The organism is Mucilaginibacter sp. PPCGB 2223 (assembly GCF_001705515.1).
In the GTDB taxonomy this organism is placed as follows: domain Bacteria; phylum Bacteroidota; class Bacteroidia; order Sphingobacteriales; family Sphingobacteriaceae; genus Mucilaginibacter.
Genome location: NZ_MDJS01000003.1, coordinates 610,736 through 629,366 on the forward strand (window position 1 = coordinate 610,736; position 18,631 = coordinate 629,366).

Here is an 18,631-nt window from a genome sequence, read left to right on the forward strand (position 1 = left end):
AAATCCCACACAAAATCATAAGCTAAAATTCCATACCCCACTTAGCAAAACATTATTTCCGTACCCCAAAATACAATTTTACTGGCGCGCAGGGGCTGACAGGACGCCGGGCCAGCGCAGGGGTGAATTTCGGTTTAGCTTTTGGGGCCGCAACCCAAAAGCGTTAAGAACCGAAAGGGCGGGCAGAAGGATCGTCCTGTCTTGATTTTTTGCTACTTTTTTATCAAGAAAAAAGTAGGAGCCCTCCCGCGGCGGCGAGCGGGCTACGGAATATTGTTTTACCCCTCCACCAATTTGCCCGGCTAAATCCGAAATCCGCCAAACCATTTCCCCAAAAATTGTTTATACAATAACCATGCAGTCACGGTCATTCGTATATATTTCCCTGTTTGTCGATCTGGTCATTGCCGCGTCCAAATTCATCGCTGCGGCGTTTACCGGCAGTTCGTCTATGGTGTCCGAAGGTATCCATTCTGTTATCGATGCTACCAGCCAGGTACTATTGATCTGGGGCATTGCCACCAGCAAGCGCTCTCCCGACGCCGACCGGCCCTTCGGCTATGGTAAGGAACTGTACTTCTGGTCGTTCATGGTATCGCTGGTCATCTTTATTATGGGTGGCTGTATTTCGTTTTACGAGGGGGTCGTCAGGTTCAACAAGCCAGTATTGCAGGGCAACCCGGCATGGAACTACGGTATCCTGGCCATTGCCTTTGTATTTAACACCATATCTATGATAACGGCATTAAAAGCATTTAATCAACAGCGTGGTAAAATGAGTTTCTGGCGGGCGGTTGTTCACACCAAAGACCCGCTAACTATTATCGTTCTGCTGGGCGACGTAGGCGACCTGCTCGGCCTCGGCGTGGCATTTTTAGGAATTTACCTGGGCCGGCTGCTGCATAACCCTTATTACGATGGGGCTGCTTCCATGATCATCGGCATTATCCTCATCATCATTTCGGGCCTGCTGGTGCGCGAAAGCAAAAGCCTGCTCATGGGCGAAACCATCAGCAGGCGTACTTTACGTAAGATCATCGCCCTGATAGAGGCCGATAACGAAGTCGTCAAAGTAAAAAAACACTTTTCCACCTATATGGCTCCCGAAGATGTGTTGCTGCAACTCAACACCGTTTTTAAACAGGGCCTCAACACTAAACAAATAACCACGGCTATCGAGCGCCTCACCAAAACCATCCAGGCCCGGTATCCGCGCATTAAGCAGATTTTTATCGAGCCGGTGGCCTGAGTGCAGCCCCTCCCGACCCTCCCCGGAAGGGAGGGCTTTAAGAAAGTCTCCCCCTACCGGGGGAGATTATTCATATAGTTTATTGTTTTTTTAAGGTATTCATGAGGGCTTCGCCGTTTAGAGGGGGCTAATAATGCGTTATCGCCAAACTATACATCGTCAGCTTACCGCCGATGGTACTGTTCGGGAACAACCCGTCGCCAGGATTATGGCGGGTAATATAATCGCCGGCCGAAAAATGAACCAAAACACTTCCTTTAAACGCCGCGGGCACAGGCGTGTTCCAGGTCAGGGTTGTTGGGCTGCCGCTAACCGGGGTAACGATAATATTGAAATAGACCGTTGCCCCATTGGTGTAAATAGAATAATAGATCTTTGAACTGAGCGCCACGTTTTTAATAAAAGTGTGCAGGCTATCTGCCGATCCTGTTAACGCCTGGTACACCGTACCATAAATAGTGCCCGATTTAATATGCAGCAGTACAAACGGCACCGAGCCCCAGGTACCTCCGCCATGTATCTGCCCTATGGTCATGCTTGGCGTATCGGGCGGGTATTGGTTGATGATCAGCGTAGCCTGTAGCTTCCCCTTCTCGGCCACCGTCCACAAACGGTTCTCGTGCAGCTCGGTACGCGGATGGTCTGATCCTGTCCCCGGCGTAGTGGTGGCGCCATCCGTAGGGCACCAAAAGGTTACGCCGCTATCGGCACTGGTATAGAGCCATTGCGAGGTATAACCGTTTTTCAGCGTGGTCGAGTCAACAGTAATAGCTGCCCCGGTGTTGCTGCCACTGTTATCTATCGGCAACGTTAACGTCCATGGCCCCAGGTTTAAAATATCCTTCGGCAACAGGGTCGATTCGGCATGGTTTTGCGGATTGCTCATCACGGTTGCTGCATCATTTTGAGCATTGCTTTGAACTGTTTGATTTTTACTGCACGATGCCAGTTGTACAATGGCCAGCATACAGGCAGCATAATAACATAGGTTTTTCTTCATCATAAATGGTTTTAATGTAGGTTAAGTTTTTCCCTTGGCGGGGTTTAATTTTGGTTTACCAATTATTGGTTAACCAAAATTAAACATTAAAATGAGATTTCCAAATCATAATTTGTTCTTAGTAAATAATTCTTACCGAATAAGATACTTGCTTATCGCATTGAACAAATTGACAATAACGCTCATTGTGTATAAAGGCAGCCTCAATATATTTATGCTGCCAATTTGTAAACCTATGCACACTTCAAAACTTTGTATATTGCTTTCAGCATGCCTGTTAGCCATAAAATTACAGGCCCAAACCCAACCTGCACCCGCTCCTACCGGCCCCTCCGCCCCTGCCGAACTACCCGGCAATGGCTTTGCACAGCACGATTTCTTTTACGCCGGCGAGGGTAACAAAACCATGTCCATAGTAAAAAAAGGTAAAGTGGTGTGGACGTATACCGATACCTCGGCCCGCGGCGAAATAAGCGATGCCGTATTACTGTCAAACGGCAATGTGCTATTTGCGCACCAGTTCGGCATTACCGAGATCACTGCCGATAAAAAGCTGGTTTGGAACTACAACGCCCCTGCAGGCAACGAGATACATACCGCCCAGCCCATCGGTAACGATAAGGTGCTGTACATCCGCAACGGTAACCCGGCAAAACTTTTCGTGGTAGATATCACAACGGATAAAAACCTTTTCGAGATGGAGCTGCAAACCGGCAAACCGCTGGTAACACACCCGCAATTTCGCCATGTCGGCATAACGGCCGCGGGCACATTATTGGTAGCTCATATGGATATGGGCAAGGTTTGCGAGTACGATGGCAAAGGCAATATCATCTGGCAGGCAGATATGCCCGGCGCCTGGGCAGCCACACGCTTAAAAAACGGCAATACTTTGATGAGCGGCGCCAGCATACGCGAAGTAAACCCCAAAGGCGAAACCGTTTGGGAGTTTACTGCTGCCGATGCACCCGATTATAAAATGAAGAACATGCAACGCGCCGTTCGCCTCGAAAACGGCAATACCCTCATTAACCGCTGGGTAGCCAAAGGCGATGGCACCGGCGTACAGGCTATCGAAGTTACACCCGATAAACAAGTGGTTTGGGCCTTGCGCAGCTGGGGCCCCGAGATCGACCTGGGCCGCTCAACCACCATCCAGATATTAGACAACGCAAAGATCATCCCCGAAAAGGAACATTTTGGAAATATTCGGTAGTTTTGTTGAAAGGTTGGAATGTTGTAACGTTGTATACAATCTCAACCACTGAATAAAAACTATTTTTAAACTCCCCCTTTAGGGGGTTGGGGGGTACATGACCGAAGAAGATATCCGCGATTATTGCTTAAGCAAACCGGGCGCTACCGAGGGCCTGCCGTTTGGTCCCGATACGCTGGTTTTTAAAAACGCTAAAGGAAAGATCTTCCTGATACTGCCTTTGGATAAACGCCCCATCACCTTTAACGTAAAATGCGACCCTGCCGAAGCTATCGACCTGCGCGAAAAGTACCCGGCTGTGCAACCCGGTTATCACATGAACAAAAAACATTGGAATACGATAACAGTAGACGGCTCGCTGACGACCAAGCAGTTAAAAACATTTATAGACAACAGCTTTTTGCTGGTCAAGTAAAGCAATTCACCTTCTGTCAGGCACTTTTCAGCGTAAACACAAACTCCGAACCTTCACCGGGTTTACTGTTAACCCATATCTTCCCTTTATTGGCTTCAACAAACTCTTTACACAATACCAGGCCAAGGCTAGTGCCCTTTTCATCTTTAGTGCCATCAGTGCTCACATTACCGATATTGAAGATAGTTTTCATGCGCTCGGCCTCAATGCCAACGCCATTGTCTTTTACGCTAAATTGCACTTCATTCTTATCCGTATACCCGGTAGCGCCGATAGACACCACGCCTCCCTGATTAGTGAACTTGATGGCGTTTGATAATAAATTCCGGATCACAAATTCAAAATGATCACGATCGGCGACAACCCTGATATCCTCGTCAATAGTATTATATACAGCAATACCTTTTAGCCGCGCAGAAGCAGCCAGCAAGTCGATATCGCGGGCAACGATATCGTGGGGCCGAATTTCCACCGCGTTCAGCCTGATACCCTTAAGCTGCATCTCGCCCCATTTTAACAGGTTGTTCAGGGTATCGAGCGAGGCGCTGCTGGTTACCGTTACCATATTGATCAGTTCTTTACGCTCGAGCGGTGGCAGTTCATCATCATTAATCACATACAAAAGGTTAATAATGGTTGCCAGCGGCGACCGCAGATCGTGCGCCAATACCGAGAACAATTTATCTTTCACGGTATTTGATTCTTTCAGATCGTTGTTGGTTTTATTGAGCAGCCAGTTCAATTTGCTGGTCCGAAAGTAAAATAAAGCAAGTACGATAAGCAACACTACTACCCCGCCGATAATGGTAAGCATGGTTTTACGTTCCAGTGCATCTTTACCGTTAATGTATTGTAGTTCCTTTACTTTTGCTACTGATTTATCCAGTTCATATTTATTTTGCAGGCTGACGATCTGTTTCGCCATACCCTGGTAGAAGTATTTGTCGGCAATGGCATGTTCTTCCTGCTTGGCCCTATATGCGTTTTTATAATCGCCCTGTAAGCGGTACATTTCAGCCATGCGATCCAATATTTCGATCACCTGCTTTTGTGCGCCCTTTTGTTTCACCAGGTCGAGCGCCTGTTTAAAATAAAACAACGCCTGTTTCGGGTCATCTTTGCCGTAGGTTTCGGCCAGCCCCGTTAAGGTTTGCTGCTCACGCAAATAGTTTTTTATTTCGCGGGCTTTTGCAAGCGCTGTTTTTTGCAGCTCAATTGATCTTTGTTTAAAGCCCTGTTTGGCATATACCGAAGCCAGGTTATTCGTGAGCGTAATAAACAGCCCCTGATATTGGGGCTTATTACTCATACCAATGCCTTTTTCAAAATATGATTTTGCCTTGCCAAAATCACCGGTATCGCGGTAAAGCATCCCAAAATCGTTATACATATTTAACGATATATTGGAGAATGGGATAGTAGCGTTGATCCTTTCGGCTATTGCCAGATAGGGCAAAGCCACATCGTACTTGTGCTGCCCCATATAACCTTCGGCGAGGGTTACATTGGCTTCAAGCACGCCGGCTTTATTCCCGCTTTGCTCGGCTACTTTTAACGATTCCAAAAAATAACCAATGGCCTTATCATAGTTCCCCTTACGCATTTCTACAACGCCTAAGCGTATCAGCTCGGTTGCAATGCCCTTCTTAAAACCTGTACGCGTATAAATATCATGCGCGGTAAGATACAACTCGCGCGATTCGTCAAACTTGCCCAGGTTATCCTGTATCATCCCCATCTGGTTCAGCATTTGGGCAAGGCCGTTTTCGTTTTTGTGCTCTTTGGCAAACGCTATGCCTTGCTGTGCGTAGTACATGGCCGAATCGGGCTTATAATACCTGTAAAAACTGGTCAGTTTGTCGTAGTCGTTAATATTTTGCGGGTTCCTCGTTATGCCTGTTTTTGTTTTTTGGCAATAAGCGGCTATCGAAAAACAAAGGAGTGAAAAAAAGAAAATGATTCTGTTAAGAGGCATGCAACAGTTTTAAATATCTGCAGGCAGAGACAATTTATTACGGTAAAGATATAGCGTATGTTTCCCCGGCACAATTACACAACTAATAAACTTTCAACAATAGTGCAAAACAAGGCTATATGCGGGTAAAGCTAAGTGTTTTGCCGATAAACTTAAAATGCCAGTAACCGGTAACTTTCAGTAATCCTTCGGGTGTTATATATGCCCACGAGTCCCAGTAACGGCCATGCACCGCATCGTAAATAATACCTCTCTCCCACGAATTTGTTTTTGGTTTGTATACCAGCTTATCGAGTATGCTCATGCCCAATATTTTACGGGCACGAAGCGCTTTATTGGGATTTGAAGTATCCATTCGCGTTTGCATAGGCCTGCTTTTGTCGTCCGAATCGTTAAACCAGATTATTTTTGCCCTAAAATCCTCACCCTCCTTATATACCTGTACTGCCAGGTTCTTTTCGACCGACATCCACTTACCACATATCCGGTCGCATTTCGGGATACCCTGGGCATGTGCAGGCGTTAATACCACAAAATAAAATACCGGCACCAGGCAGCAACAGAGCAACTTTTTATAACAGATGGTCATTGCTTTTGAAGATAATCAATTTATATTAACAAAGTATGATCAGTCAACCCAGGTTACTGATCTGTACCAAGCCGCGGTAAAACACGCTTATCCGGTGGTAACGCCATAAACTTACGATATGAATCGTTGATATAAACTGTCATGGTTTGGGGCGAACTGGTTTTTACAAACGACAGCGATGGCCGGTACAGCGCCATAAAGCCATCCAATTCGGCGCCCCTTAACGGGATGATACTGCTTACCAGCGTTTTATTAAAAGCCTTGTCTATCTGCCTTTGCTGTTCTTCGTTATCAAAATAGCGTTTCAGCCGTCGGGCATCGCGCGATTCTTTGCCAAACCACCGCGAAGGCGACAGTGCAAATTTGCTTTTCTCGTATACTTCGGGGTATTCTTCGCGCGGATTAAAATTTGCCGTTTCGTGTACGCTTACTTCGCTCAGTGTAATACCTGCTTGTTTCAACTGGATATGCTTAGGTTTCAGATCGGTAAGGTATAAGGTATCGCTAATGTATCCCGGCAAGGTAAATATCAGCGTATTACCTGCTGCGGCCTTAATATCAAAATGGCCGCCCTCATCGCTCAAAGCAATTTGCTTGTTGCTGACGTTCCGGATAAAAACATTATTGAGCTTGGTTGTTTTATGCTCCTCGGTAACGGTGCCGGTTATAACGGTTTGGGCAATGGCTGTTTTAATGAAGAGGACGAAAATTGTGGATAACAGGTAGCGGGCTTTCATGGTAGTATATGTTATTATATCATCAATAACCTGTTAAAAGCGCTATAGTTTGAGGCAGGCATGTTAAATAGCTTAAATATTACAAACAAAAAAGGCCTTCCGAATCCCGGAAAGCCTTTTCACTACAGTTTTAAAACTAATTATTTTTTAGCTGCTTCCTGCTCAGCCTGGCGCAATGCACGCGAAGTAGTTACCGAAACGATGGTATCTTCGGCAGCGTTAGTAATTAACAGGTTGTCAACTTTCAAATCGCCAACACGTACCGATTTACCAACTTCCAGGCTTTCGATGCTTACATCAATGTTATCGATGTGGTGTTTAGGCAAAGCTTTAACACGCAGTTTGCGTAATTTTTGCACCAATTTACCACCCACTTTCACACCTGGCGAAGTACCGGTTAAACGAACCGGGATCTCGATAGTCACCGGTTTTTTCTCATCGAGTTGCATAAAGTCAACATGGATGATCTCTTCAGTCAATGGGTGAAACTGAAGATCTTTAATGATAGCCTGAGCCTTTTTGCCGGCAATTTCCAGATCGATGAAATGAACAACAGGTGTGTAAACAACTGGTTTCAAATCAGCTACGGACACCGAAAAGTGGGTTTGATCTGTCCCACCGTAAAGCACTGCAGGCACCTGGCCATCGTAACGCAGCTGCTTGGCGTCTCTTTTCCCTACGTTCTCTCTTAAAGAACCGCTAATAGTAATTGATTTCATTTTTTATTTATTTGTTTTTATTTTATCTAATCAATGGCAACTGCCATCGTATTATTCCTTTTTTCTTTCCGACTTCCGGACTTTACCGACTTTCGGACTAATTAATCCACCCTAAACAGGTCGCTTATCGATCCATGCTCATTCACATTGGTGATCGCCTTTGCGAACAATTCGGCAGTCGATAATACCTTGATCTTCGGGCTCTCCTGCTTCAAAGCTATCGTATCGGTAACGATCAGCTCGCTCAGCGCCGAGTTTTCGATCGTCTCATACGCCTTGCCCGAAAGCACTGCGTGTGTACAAACCGCCCTTACGCTGCGTGCGCCACGCTCCATGATCAGGGCAGCAGCTTTGGCCAGCGTACCTGCGGTATCGCAAATATCATCGATCAGCACAATGTCCTGGTCGGTCACGTCGCCGATCACCGTCATCGATTCGATCTCATTAGCGCGTTTACGGCGTTTATCGCAAATAACTACCTCGGCGTTAAAAAACTTAGCGAAGGTACGCGCCCTGTACGAACCGCCCATATCCGGCGAGGCAATGGTTAAATTACCCAGCTTTAAACTTTTAATGTACGGTACAAAAATTACCGAAGCATCAAGGTGGTCGACCGGTATATCAAAGAACCCCTGTATCTGTGCCGCATGCAAATCCATGGTCATGATGCGGTTGATGCCTGCTGCTACCAGCAGGTTTGCAACCAATTTTGAACCGATGGCCACACGTGGCTTGTCTTTCCTGTCCTGCCGGGCCAAACCATAATAAGGTATAACCGCGGTAACATAGTGTGCCGACGCGCGTCGCGCAGCATCGATCATCATCAGCAGCTCCATCAAATTATCGGTTGGCTGGCACGTACTTTGTATCAAAAACACATCGCTCCCGCGTACCGACTCATCAAATGATGGTTGAAATTCTCCATCGCTGAATCTCGATAAAGTCACGCTTCCTAATTCCTTACCGTATGCGTCAGCAATTTTATGTGCCAGTGATTGTGATGCTGTTCCGGCAAATAATTTAACTGGGTTAAACTGTAAAGGCATATGGCAGATTTATTTCGGATTTCGGATTTTCAATTTCGAATTTTGAACTTATTCAAAAATCAACCTCATCTTGCTATTTAAAAAAATATCGGATTCCGGAATTAATATCCAAAATCCGATATCTCTTTTTTTGTTGCCCGACCAGGATTCGAACCTAGACAAACGGTACCAAAAACCGTCGTACTACCATTATACTATCAGGCAATCTCCCATCGGTTACTTGCGTTTCCGAAACGGAATGCAAATATAGAACGATTTTTTTAAAGTTAAAAGGTAAATTTTATTTTTTTAGTGAAGCTTATTTAAGGGGTTAATTATCATTTTGTTTGGTCTTTGATGGTGGAGATAATTATCCAAAGCTGCTTTACAATCACGACTCTCTTCTTGAGAAGAGGCGCTGCAGGTTGAGAAGTGGCTGGGATGTGTATATTGAACCTTCATTTCTTCTCGCAGCAAGGTTCAGCTTTTAAGGCACAGCTTCAGCTTTATGTTTTTAGCTTCCATAAGGGCGTTCCCCTGCGGGTCGCGCTTTCCGCTCATACTGCACAAGGCATTAGCCGCGGCCTGCCTTTAAGCCCGCCACAGGCCGGTATCCGCTGCAATCGCTAACACAGGTACATCGTTCCAAACAAAAAATGCAGATAAATAAAACATCTATATGTTTACTTATCTGCATACTTGCATATCAGTTCCCCCTTTAGGGGGCTAGGGGGCTTTAAGCGTCCACAACCACACCCATCGCACAAAACTTATCAATCCGCTCCTTAACCAGCACTTCCGGGTCAACTGTTTTTAACGCTTTCAGGTCTTTGATCAGCTGTTTCTTCAGTGTGGCCGCCATGGCAACAGGGTCCTGATGCGCACCGCCGAGCGGCTCTTTGATCACACCGTCTATCAGCTTATTTTTATACATATCTACCGAGGTCAGTTTCAATACTTCGGCAGCTTTTTCCTTATTTTCCCAGGTCTTCCACAAAATGGTCGAACAGTTTTCGGGCGAGATAACCGAATACCACGAGTTTTCGAGCATCAGCACCTTATCGCCGATACCAATGCCCAGCGCACCGCCCGAGGCACCTTCGCCGATGATGATACAGATAACCGGCACTTTCAGCAGCGACATTTCGAGCAAATTACGCGCAATGGCCTCGCCCTGCCCGCGCTCTTCGGCTTCGAGGCCGGGAAAAGCTCCCGGTGTATCAATTAAGGTAACAATGGGTTTATTAAACTTCTCGGCCATCTTCATCAGCCTTAAAGCCTTGCGGTAACCTTCGGGGTTAGCCATACCGAAGTTACGATACTGGCGCATTTTGGTATTCACCCCTTTTTGGTGGCCGATGAACATCACCGTTTCGCCGTTAAGCGAGCCGAAACCGCCTACGATGGCCTTATCGTCGCCCACGGTACGGTCGCCGTGCATCTCGATAAAATCATCGCACATCAACTCGATGTACTGTAATGTATATGGCCTTTCGGGATGGCGGGATATCTGCACCCTTTGCCAGCCTGTTAAGCGCGAAAATATCTGCTTTTTGGTGGTTTCGAATTTTTCTTCAAGCTCGGCCAGCGTGGCCGACATGTCAACCTTGGTCTTTTCTTCTACCTGCTTCACCTTTTCGATCTGCTGCTGCAGGTCGGCCAGTGGTTTTTCAAAATCGAATGTAATTTTCATCAAAACATAATTTGTTTTTTAACGGAGATGAAGCTATCATGAGCGGTATTCGTGTTATTTTTTGAGTTGCAGCTCATGATGGTTTCATGTACAGTTATAATGGGGCAAAAGTAAAAAAATTCAACCGGTATAGTTGGATGTTTTATAGTTTATGTAATTGCTTGTACCTTATCCGCTGGTTGGGGGTTAAAATACCATATACTTTCAGATAGGCCTGCAAAATAGCATTTCGCAGCTCGCCCCTGAATAAATCGGTGCGCTGCCCGTAAAATACCAGGGTGCCATCGTCAACCTGCCGGATCCGGAAAAGGCTATCCAAAACCCTTTCGTTTTTGATAATCAGCCTGCCCATCTCCTTCTTTTTACGTATCAGCCCGGCATCGACAGCGGTTATCTTAGCGACTTGATCGGAGCTCAGCCCCAACTGTTTTTTTAGCTCTATTGCTCTTTGTGGCGCCGGGTAATCATTCAACTCGGCAACCAGGGCCATGTTATCATAGTCGTCTCCGTTTAAGTAAGCGTTGTATTGCTTATAGCTCAATGTCCGCGCCGGCGAGGTAATACTATCCTTAGCCGATTGCCCCGAACAGATTTGACAAAACATCAACAAACAGCTTATCAACAGGTAATATCGTATCATAGGCTCAAATAAAGCTTTCAAAGATAATGCATATACCTGCATTTGGTTTTAATTAATGTAAAAAACGCTTGTCAATAAACTTGTTACAAAAATAAATATCGCTTTTGGCACAGCAATTGCCTGTATTAAAGCATAATAAATAAGGCTATGTGTAAGAAGATATTAGTGCTGGACGATGATTTGGCTATCTTAGATGCCCTGGGCGACGTGCTTGAATACGGCGGGTATGACGTATGCAAGCTATCGCGGGGCGATGAAATATTTGAACAGATAGAAGACTATCACCCCGACCTGATATTGCTGGACGTGATGCTGGCCGACCGCGACGGCCGTGAGATATGCAAGCAAATAAAATTGGATGAAAACCACGAAATATCCAATATCCCGGTTATTATGATATCCGCAACGCATGATCTTTCGAAAGTATTGAACCAACGGGGTGCGCCTGACGATTTTGTGGCTAAACCGTTTGATATCGACAACCTGCTGAATAAGATTGAACTCCAGCTTGCTGCCTGATCAGCAATATATTTATTATTTGCTTTTTATTTTATATATCATGATATTGCAGTAAACCTAATTATTATTGCAATGAGATATCAAGCACTCCTGCTGACGCTGGCATTATTGAGTATAACTGCCATGGCTTTCCGCAAACCGGCAAATCCTTCGGTAACCATCTACTTCATCAGGCACGGCGAAAAGCCAGCCAAGGGCGATAACCTTGATTGCCAGGGCGAAAACCGCGCTTTACAACTGCCCGGGGTAATTAAAAAGAAAATAGGCATCCCAAATTTCACGTTCATACCTTCGGTAGGCAATGGAACGTCGACCACGCAATCGCGTATGTTCCAAACCATCACGCCCACAGCTGTTAAATATGGTTTAACATTAAACAGTTCGCACCACGAAAAGGATTCGCTGCAAATGGCCGCCGATCTGAAAAGCCGCAAGGGCACTGTACTGGTTGTGTGGGATCATCAGTCAATCGCCGCTATTGTACGGGCATTGGGTGTGCCCAATTTTGATAAAAAATGGCATGGCGACGATTTTGACAGCATCTGGATAGTGACCATCACCAATGGAACAGCCACTTACAGCAAAGACAAAGAGGATATCAAACCTTCATCAAATTGCTCATTCTGATGCTAAACAGCTATCTCATGCCCGCGTTTTTGCCTTGGGTCGTCAGGTAGTATTTCCATATCGGCACAACCAACATATTGAGCATACCATTTAATGGCCATAATGATATCCATAGCGTCCTCGGGCTGAATATCGATCGTTTCAAACGCCAACAGATCCTCGTTACACCATCCGTATAGCTGTATCTCATTATCGTCGGCCTTAAAATTCACTTCCGAAAGGTTATAAACCCTTACTTTCAAAGCCGTATCGCGTGAGTAAATAATTTCGGAAGACAGGTGGCGAAGGCTGGTTCGAAGCATGTACACATTCCCGTTCATACCTGCTAAACAACGCATTAAGTGTTTGGTTTGCAAAAATTTTATTTTATTACACCGGCATTTATCAGCACAATCAAAACAAATACTCCGGTCTTTTCATTATATATGATATAAAACCAATTGTTATGAAAAGACCCTATTTACCCTTACTACTTATATTGTTAGCTACCATAAGCGGGTGTACTGTAATCGGCGATATATTTAAAGCCGGTGCAGTGGTTGGTATCCTTGCCGTTTTAGTTGTCATTGGTATCATCGTTTGGATTATATCCATGTTTAAATAAGACCTTTAATGGCAAAACGACAGGATCAATACTGGTGAATTATAAACCGGGAAAGTGAGAGTTGAGCTGCAACCTTTTTCGGGTCATTTAGAGAGACTTGTGCTATAATTAAACCCTTGACCACCAAAATGCAGAAGCTTCTTAGTGTTAACTAAGGAGCTTTTTATACTTAAAAATGGCGCCGACGAGCCAGAAAAAAAGACTGAAAGTCCTTGTGCCACTGGTGCGATCCCACTTGGTACCACTTGACTGTACAAAGAGTAAAATCTACTTTTGTCCAGTTTTTTTTGGTGCCAACCATCTGTTAATCAATCCGATATTAACACCAAAATCATTGATCCGACCCGTTCGATGTTTTAAATCAGAATACACAATTATGCCCGGAGAACAATGCGCTGAATATTTTACGTTGTTTTTTGATTCCCGATTGAAGAATCGCTCGTTGAGATCAATGATTTGATCGTCAATAAAGCTCAAGCCTGATTGGCATAGGCGGTAATTTCGCGGATCACTTCATCCAGCTCTGCGGCAGCCAGTCTGATCTTTTCAAGAACCGCTTTATTTTCCGGGTCGTCCGGCTCAAAAAGCGGTACCAATCCGAGTATATTAGCCAACGGCGCCCGAACGCTGTGCGATTGCAGCCAGGCGATCTCGGTCAGGCACTGGTTTTGTTTTTCGATCTTTCGCAGATGCTGGTGCTGTTCGGTAATGTCCCGCAGGTAGCAATTGACGCCGATGACGGTTTGCTGGTCGCAGATCGGGTTGAAACTCAATTGTTCAAAGATGGCCATGCCTTCCGCATCTTGCCGCTCTCTGACCACCCGGAAGGCCTTGCCGGCGAAAGCGACCTGGTAATGGGCAATATAGCCTTCCAGTAATTGGGGATCGAAGTCCGCATTGGTGATGGTCGCCTCCGACTTGCCCGTGAGCTCGGCCACCCGCTTCCAGAAAGCCTCGTTGCCGGTGATGATATTGAACTGTTGATCGACCGACCAGATCAGGTCGCTGGTATTATTGATAATGGCACGCAGGTTCTGGCCATCCAGGTAGACCTTTTCCCGGATCTTTTTTTCGGCCGTGATATCCCGGAAATAAATGGCCAGGCCGCTGGCGGTCGGGTAGGCATTCGCGGTTACCCACATATCCCGCGCAGGGTTATATTCTTCAAAATGCACGCTCACCTGCTCGGCCATGGCCCAATGGTATTGCTGATAGAAAGCCAGTTCAGCAGCGTACGGGAACTCGGCCCAGATGTTCTTCCCCAGCAGGTCCTTTCTGTTCCGTTTTTGCACCCGTTCGTATTCGCTGTTCACATAAGTAAACCGCCAGTCTTTATCCACGGTATAAAAAGCATCGGTGATACTTTCGAGCACATTTTCCAGTTCAGCCGTCTTTTCCGCTAAAGCCCGTTCGGTTTTTATTTTTTTGTCGATGTCGATGGCGACGATCTGCACCGCCCTCCGGTTTTTAAACAAAGTAGGCTGCGCAAAAATGCGCACGTAAAACACCTCGCCCGCGGCGGTGATGTGCTGCCATCTTCCGGCATCTGAATAACCGGCAGACAGACCTGCGATCACTTCCAGCAGCCGGTCTGTTTCTTCAGGCGGCCGGATATCGCTCGCTTTCATCCTTAAAAATTGCCGGTAACTGTAACCGTACCGCTTAACCGCGGCATCGTTCACGGCCAGGAACTGCAGTGTCTGGCGATCATAAACATACATGGGTGTCGGAATGTCATGGTACAGGCGGCGGTACTGCCCTGCTGCCCGCTGCAACGGCCGGTAAAGCGCGGCTGTCACCACCAGGATCAGCAACACATCGTTAACCCGTCGGAAAAGGTCCGCATGATGGGGGGCCAAATAAGCGGCCAGTAAAGTGATCAGCGGATCGGCTATAAAAGCCCAGCACAGCGCCAGCAGCACTATAAACGCCGGTGTTCTATTCTTCAGCATCCTCTTGGCGTTTACCCTGTTTACGCAAAAAAAGAGCAAAAGTTTAACTAAAAGTAAAAATTAAATTTAAATGCAAGTAAATGGGTGGTAATCATATGCCGTCTCCCGCTTTCCAGTGTGACGAACCGTTTACCGGAAGATAAAAAGGCGAAGGGGTCGGGTGCCAAATTATTGAATGACCTGAAACATTACGCCCATTTGGCACCGATTAACTATCATCGAATCAAAGTATTAGATTTTTTACAAAATCGTCTTTTAGACTATATTCATTTAAGTCTAAATCCGCCATTCTTTTTAAGTCATACACGAAATTTTGTGTTATAATTAAAGTCCTCTCCGTATACAAAACAGAAGGTTCCGAACAAAAATCGCAACTTTTTGTTGGCACAGCACAGGTATAGCAATTAAAAACCGGATTATTCTTTATTTATTGACAAAGCTTTTCCAGGTATTCAACCCTCACAGACTCCGTTTTAACAATTCAGCAATTTCGTAATGGCCCTTACTTTCCGCCCAGGCGAGCGGAGTGGCCCAATGAGCCCCGGCTTTTTGCGGATCGGCACCCTGTTCCAGTAAATAACTGACCATTTCCCGTTGCCCCCAGCGCGACGCAAGGCCGAGCGGTGTGGACCGGTACGCTTCATCTATAGAGTCGAGCTCCGCACCATGTCGTATCAATAGTTTGGCCTTATCCAAATAGCCTTTCTGTGCCATATCGTGCAGGATCGTTACCCGCTGCCAGCTCATCGTATTGGGGTTCATGCCACGGGCCATGATCCACTCGGCGTGTGCGTAAGTCTCAAAATAATAAAACTGTGCCCATTTGAGCAAGTTGGGTACGGTGGCACCATATGCCATGAGCAATTCCGCCATCTCAAAATTTCCTAATTTAACCGGGGACAGCAGGATACCTTCGCTCCAAAAATAATGATGATCTGAGGCAAACTCCGGATGATCTGCTAAGATAGCTTTGACTTCAGCGAGCTGGTTCTGGCCAACCGCTTTTTCAAATGCGGTTTGCTCAGGTGTCCGTTCGTAAAATATCCGACCGTTATCGCCGGTGTAACGGATAACGCCATTTTGGGCATAATCATCCAACATGTCGGCAATCTCGTGGTACCCGCGATCCCGCGCCACAGTCTGCATAGTTTCCTGGAAAGGATAAAAATGATAATCCGGATCGTGCGCACCCTCTGCCAGCAAGTATCTAACCACTTCGGTATGCCCTTCCCGAACAGCGAAATGAATGGGAGGCGCATAATTATACTGGGCATATAACAAGCCGTGACAATCTTCAGATAGTTCCCTGATCTTTTCCAGGTCGCCATCGTGGGCAGCCTGTAGTATCTGCCAAACTTCGGTGGTTGTCGCTATTTGCTTACCGCCTACTTCCTTAGGTAGATGCAGTCTTAGTTCGGGTGGTTGTATCATGGTTTGAAATTTTCAGCCAGTTGATGCAGGTCGGGCCAGTAATAACCGCCGTGGTTGATCTGGCCATTAGCATGCCGGGATTTTACGCCGCCCATTGCTTCATAGAACCAGCACGAAGGGTTGGAAGCTTCGGCATATACCGACATAAAATTAATATTTAACCTCAAAAAGCGGTGTGCCACTGCGCCAATAAGTAACCGGCCAAGCCCCAGCCGCTGGTATTGTTGTAATAAATAAATTTTATTTAGCCCGCCCTTTCCATTTTTTTCGACAATGCCCTTGGCAAAGCCGACGAGTTTACCCGTTTTGTTTTCCAAAACAAAACAGAACCAACTGTTACCGGGTACTTTAAATTGCTCGTGCCATTGCCAGGCCCTTAGTTCGGCAGTCGGTGGTTTTTTAACGGTCCAGTACGTTTCGGCCCAGGTTTTGGCATGCAGTTCGGCTAAGGCAGGAATATCGTCTATGGAAGCTTCTCTAATGAGCATATCCTCCGGTTTTTCGCCCCGTTCTTTCAATCGCATGCTGTTGCCCTGTTTGGAGGGCCGCCTGAGGGCAAAAAAACTACGGCGAATAGCCACGCCTATTTTCCGGAGCGTTTCCATCATGATCTTTGATCGTCGATATAAAACTGCCAGTCATCATTAACCTTTGCGCCGTTTGCCAAAAGGATCTCCATAATCTCCAAATGCGCGGGTTTGCGGTGGTTGTATAAACACCAAAGCGTTTGGCCCAGCGCCGTGCCGCCATAGTCATTTTGGGCCTCCATATCTGCACCCCGGGCCAGCAATTCTTTAACCAGCTCCAGCTGGCCATCAAAGGCGGCAGAGAGCAAAGGCGTGGTTCCGTTAGCAAAGGTATTTACGGATAGCCCCTGCCCTAACAGGAAATGCACCACCGGCGTATGCCCATACTGGCAAGCCCAGCACAGGCTCAGTGCACGTTTTTCTGCCGGGCTGCCGGCAAACAGCGATTTGACCTTATCCAGGTCGCCCAGGGCGCCTGCGGCTTCAAGATCGACTACAGCACCATGTCTGGCCAGATAGTGTATAGGTTCGTAACGCCCGTTATGGATACACGCCAGGATGAGCAGGCCATGGGTATACGTTGGCGCTACTGCATGATTAGGATCGGCGCCGTGCCCGATCAGAACATCCATCAGTTCCTCCTGCACACCTGCTTTTACCGGATGTACGCTTGTTGCCACCAGGCCCAGCGTGGAAGTGCCGCCATACATATCGCCCCAGGCATCCACTTCGGCGCCGGCATCCAGCAACACCTGTGCGATTGCTGCGGCGTTTTGAGGAGTCTTTTGTCGCCAGCCTTCTATGCCGTTTGCGCCCACATAATTCAATAAAGTACTATGATGGCCACGCGGCGAACGCATGGAAATGAGGTCGGGATCGAGATTGACCAGCGTTCTTAACGTCGTAATATCGCCGCCGGCAATAGCATCAGCAGCCAGTTCAAACTGATGCAGTTGCGTATCTGTTTTTAAACGGGTCCGAAAATCCGCATAGTCCTCCCAGGTATCAAACCAATGCTTGTGCTTGATCAGTTGCCGGGCATTAAAAGCTGCATCTTCAGACCAGTCGCAACCAGCCTCTGCGTACCATGGCGCAGAAAAATGCAGATGCCCCCTGAATTTTTCGAGAAATGCCGTCACAGCGGCTTCGTCGCCAAATTGGGCGGCCAGGTCTGCTTTTTCTTTTTCGTCTACAGGTATTTCAGCCATCGTTGTTCGGGTTGTTGTGTTTATAGCGGAACGGGGTCAGCAAGGGTTTCCAGCCTCCGCGACCCAATCTATCTTGATCCGGTAAGTTTCCAGGTTGCAGATCATTTGTCCTGCTCCTCTGTGGCTAAAGGCCGCCCAAAAAATAGGCGGTAGCCATTGGGATCAGTAACAGCAAAACCCCGCAGATTATCCGTATTGTTCAGTAAATGCTGGCCAAAAGAAACGCCGTTCGTTTTAAATTCTTCATACAGCGCGTCCGGATCGGTGGCGCCTATATGTGCATCCCAAACTGCCCAGTCATAACGGGTATGGTTGGGCAGGGGCTGTCCGCTTGATTTCAGCATGATGGATACACCGCCGCGGCCGAGCATCGCAAAATAAGGATCTCCTTCCTCTGCGATATACTGCACTTCAAAGCCCAGCTTACCGACATAAAAGCCGACCGACTCCATCAGATCGGACACGATAAAGAAAGGCGATATAAAACCAAGGTCTGACATGAATA

The 18,631-nt window shown here is 46.7% G+C and carries 19 protein-coding genes and 1 tRNA gene; 5 read left to right on the forward strand and 15 right to left on the reverse strand.

All coding sequences use genetic code 11. The annotated features are described in order from the left end of the window. Positions 1-355 precede the first annotated feature (355 nt). Positions 356-1,249 carry a cation diffusion facilitator family transporter gene (locus tag BEL04_RS17430; protein WP_066006058.1) on the forward strand — a complete coding sequence of 298 codons (894 nt, stop codon included), beginning with the start codon at positions 356-358 and terminating at the stop codon, positions 1,247-1,249. 127 nt (positions 1,250-1,376) lie between these two features. On the opposite strand, the gene BEL04_RS17435 is transcribed toward BEL04_RS17430, so the two are convergent. After that, positions 1,377-2,252: a polysaccharide lyase family 7 protein gene (locus BEL04_RS17435; protein ID WP_083227973.1), complete on the reverse strand. Its 876-nt coding sequence runs from the start codon at positions 2,250-2,252 to the stop codon at positions 1,377-1,379. A gap of 232 nt (positions 2,253-2,484) precedes the next feature. Between BEL04_RS17435 and BEL04_RS17440 the strand changes: the two genes are divergently transcribed. Then, positions 2,485-3,465: a PQQ-binding-like beta-propeller repeat protein gene (locus BEL04_RS17440; protein ID WP_175404103.1), complete on the forward strand. Its 981-nt coding sequence runs from the start codon at positions 2,485-2,487 to the stop codon at positions 3,463-3,465. A gap of 97 nt (positions 3,466-3,562) precedes the next feature. Further along, complete coding sequence (locus BEL04_RS17445; RefSeq protein WP_066006061.1) at positions 3,563-3,880, forward strand: MmcQ/YjbR family DNA-binding protein; 318 nt, start codon at positions 3,563-3,565, stop codon at positions 3,878-3,880. Between the two features lie 16 nt (positions 3,881-3,896). Here BEL04_RS17445 and BEL04_RS17450 read toward each other — a convergent pair whose 3' ends face one another. The 8 genes from BEL04_RS17450 to BEL04_RS17485 all read right to left on the reverse strand — a co-directional run bounded on the left by BEL04_RS17450 (position 3,897) and on the right by BEL04_RS17485 (position 11,222). Continuing rightward, entirely contained in the window at positions 3,897-5,855 is a 1,959-nt protein-coding gene (locus BEL04_RS17450; RefSeq protein WP_066006062.1) for a tetratricopeptide repeat protein, read from the reverse strand. 115 nt (positions 5,856-5,970) lie between these two features. Further along, complete coding sequence (locus BEL04_RS17455) at positions 5,971-6,444, reverse strand: DUF2147 domain-containing protein (RefSeq protein WP_066006063.1); 474 nt, start codon at positions 6,442-6,444, stop codon at positions 5,971-5,973. Positions 6,445-6,497: 53 nt separating this feature from the next. Next, positions 6,498-7,181 (reverse strand): hypothetical protein, encoded by a 684-nt coding sequence (locus BEL04_RS17460; protein ID WP_066006064.1) that lies wholly within the window; start codon positions 7,179-7,181, stop codon positions 6,498-6,500. Between the two features lie 140 nt (positions 7,182-7,321). Continuing rightward, positions 7,322-7,900, reverse strand: coding sequence for a 50S ribosomal protein L25/general stress protein Ctc (locus BEL04_RS17465; protein ID WP_066006065.1), 579 nt, complete (start codon positions 7,898-7,900; stop codon positions 7,322-7,324). A gap of 101 nt (positions 7,901-8,001) precedes the next feature. Continuing rightward, positions 8,002-8,946: a ribose-phosphate pyrophosphokinase gene (locus BEL04_RS17470; protein WP_066006066.1), complete on the reverse strand. Its 945-nt coding sequence runs from the start codon at positions 8,944-8,946 to the stop codon at positions 8,002-8,004. Positions 8,947-9,079: 133 nt separating this feature from the next. Then, positions 9,080-9,150, reverse strand: a tRNA-Gln gene (locus BEL04_RS17475). Between the two features lie 511 nt (positions 9,151-9,661). Continuing rightward, entirely contained in the window at positions 9,662-10,618 is a 957-nt protein-coding gene (locus BEL04_RS17480; RefSeq protein ID WP_066006067.1) for an acetyl-CoA carboxylase carboxyltransferase subunit alpha, read from the reverse strand. Positions 10,619-10,760: 142 nt separating this feature from the next. Continuing rightward, a complete protein-coding gene (locus BEL04_RS17485) occupies positions 10,761-11,222 on the reverse strand; it encodes a hypothetical protein (RefSeq protein ID WP_139113085.1) in 462 nt (153 codons plus the stop codon). 183 nt (positions 11,223-11,405) lie between these two features. On the opposite strand from BEL04_RS17485, the gene BEL04_RS17490 reads away from it, so the two are divergent. After that, positions 11,406-11,777 carry a response regulator transcription factor gene (locus BEL04_RS17490; RefSeq protein WP_066006069.1) on the forward strand — a complete coding sequence of 124 codons (372 nt, stop codon included), beginning with the start codon at positions 11,406-11,408 and terminating at the stop codon, positions 11,775-11,777. Positions 11,778-11,849: 72 nt separating this feature from the next. Continuing rightward, the gene (locus BEL04_RS17495) at positions 11,850-12,404 is read left to right on the forward strand and encodes a histidine phosphatase family protein (protein WP_066006070.1); all 555 of its coding nucleotides are present in this window, start codon (positions 11,850-11,852) and stop codon (positions 12,402-12,404) included. A 2-nt stretch (positions 12,405-12,406) separates the two neighbouring features. Here BEL04_RS17495 and BEL04_RS17500 read toward each other — a convergent pair whose 3' ends face one another. The 6 genes from BEL04_RS17500 to BEL04_RS17525 form a co-directional block, all read right to left on the reverse strand. Then, a complete protein-coding gene (locus tag BEL04_RS17500; protein ID WP_139113086.1) occupies positions 12,407-12,742 on the reverse strand; it encodes a hypothetical protein in 336 nt (111 codons plus the stop codon). Between the two features lie 739 nt (positions 12,743-13,481). After that, a complete protein-coding gene (locus BEL04_RS17505) occupies positions 13,482-14,960 on the reverse strand; it encodes a PAS domain S-box protein (protein ID WP_066006072.1) in 1,479 nt (492 codons plus the stop codon). 459 nt (positions 14,961-15,419) lie between these two features. Then, complete coding sequence (locus tag BEL04_RS17510; RefSeq protein WP_066006073.1) at positions 15,420-16,391, reverse strand: ankyrin repeat domain-containing protein; 972 nt, start codon at positions 16,389-16,391, stop codon at positions 15,420-15,422. Beyond that, positions 16,388-16,999: a GNAT family N-acetyltransferase gene (locus BEL04_RS17515; protein WP_083227975.1), complete on the reverse strand. Its 612-nt coding sequence runs from the start codon at positions 16,997-16,999 to the stop codon at positions 16,388-16,390. Before BEL04_RS17515 ends, BEL04_RS17510 begins: the two co-directional genes overlap by 4 nt. Further along, positions 16,996-18,126 carry an ankyrin repeat domain-containing protein gene (locus BEL04_RS17520; protein ID WP_066006075.1) on the reverse strand — a complete coding sequence of 377 codons (1,131 nt, stop codon included), beginning with the start codon at positions 18,124-18,126 and terminating at the stop codon, positions 16,996-16,998. Before BEL04_RS17520 ends, BEL04_RS17515 begins: the two co-directional genes overlap by 4 nt. 101 nt (positions 18,127-18,227) lie before the next feature. Continuing rightward, positions 18,228-18,626, reverse strand: coding sequence for a VOC family protein (locus BEL04_RS17525; RefSeq protein WP_066006076.1), 399 nt, complete (start codon positions 18,624-18,626; stop codon positions 18,228-18,230). Between the last annotated feature and the right edge of the window lie 5 nt (positions 18,627-18,631).

Coding starts and splice junctions, on each gene's coding strand:
- BEL04_RS17430 (WP_066006058.1), top strand. CDS start 356: ATGCAGTCACGGTCATTCGTATATATTTCCCTGTTTGTCGATCTGGTC.
- BEL04_RS17435 (WP_083227973.1), bottom strand. CDS start 2,252: ATGATGAAGAAAAACCTATGTTATTATGCTGCCTGTATGCTGGCCATT.
- BEL04_RS17440 (WP_175404103.1), top strand. CDS start 2,485: ATGCACACTTCAAAACTTTGTATATTGCTTTCAGCATGCCTGTTAGCC.
- BEL04_RS17445 (WP_066006061.1), top strand. CDS start 3,563: ATGACCGAAGAAGATATCCGCGATTATTGCTTAAGCAAACCGGGCGCT.
- BEL04_RS17450 (WP_066006062.1), bottom strand. CDS start 5,855: ATGCCTCTTAACAGAATCATTTTCTTTTTTTCACTCCTTTGTTTTTCG.
- BEL04_RS17455 (WP_066006063.1), bottom strand. CDS start 6,444: ATGACCATCTGTTATAAAAAGTTGCTCTGTTGCTGCCTGGTGCCGGTA.
- BEL04_RS17460 (WP_066006064.1), bottom strand. CDS start 7,181: ATGAAAGCCCGCTACCTGTTATCCACAATTTTCGTCCTCTTCATTAAA.
- BEL04_RS17465 (WP_066006065.1), bottom strand. CDS start 7,900: ATGAAATCAATTACTATTAGCGGTTCTTTAAGAGAGAACGTAGGGAAA.
- BEL04_RS17470 (WP_066006066.1), bottom strand. CDS start 8,946: ATGCCTTTACAGTTTAACCCAGTTAAATTATTTGCCGGAACAGCATCA.
- BEL04_RS17480 (WP_066006067.1), bottom strand. CDS start 10,618: ATGAAAATTACATTCGATTTTGAAAAACCACTGGCCGACCTGCAGCAG.
- BEL04_RS17485 (WP_139113085.1), bottom strand. CDS start 11,222: ATGTTTTGTCAAATCTGTTCGGGGCAATCGGCTAAGGATAGTATTACC.
- BEL04_RS17490 (WP_066006069.1), top strand. CDS start 11,406: ATGTGTAAGAAGATATTAGTGCTGGACGATGATTTGGCTATCTTAGAT.
- BEL04_RS17495 (WP_066006070.1), top strand. CDS start 11,850: ATGAGATATCAAGCACTCCTGCTGACGCTGGCATTATTGAGTATAACT.
- BEL04_RS17500 (WP_139113086.1), bottom strand. CDS start 12,742: ATGCGTTGTTTAGCAGGTATGAACGGGAATGTGTACATGCTTCGAACC.
- BEL04_RS17505 (WP_066006072.1), bottom strand. CDS start 14,960: ATGCTGAAGAATAGAACACCGGCGTTTATAGTGCTGCTGGCGCTGTGC.
- BEL04_RS17510 (WP_066006073.1), bottom strand. CDS start 16,391: ATGATACAACCACCCGAACTAAGACTGCATCTACCTAAGGAAGTAGGC.
- BEL04_RS17515 (WP_083227975.1), bottom strand. CDS start 16,999: ATGATGGAAACGCTCCGGAAAATAGGCGTGGCTATTCGCCGTAGTTTT.
- BEL04_RS17520 (WP_066006075.1), bottom strand. CDS start 18,126: ATGGCTGAAATACCTGTAGACGAAAAAGAAAAAGCAGACCTGGCCGCC.
- BEL04_RS17525 (WP_066006076.1), bottom strand. CDS start 18,626: ATGTCAGACCTTGGTTTTATATCGCCTTTCTTTATCGTGTCCGATCTG.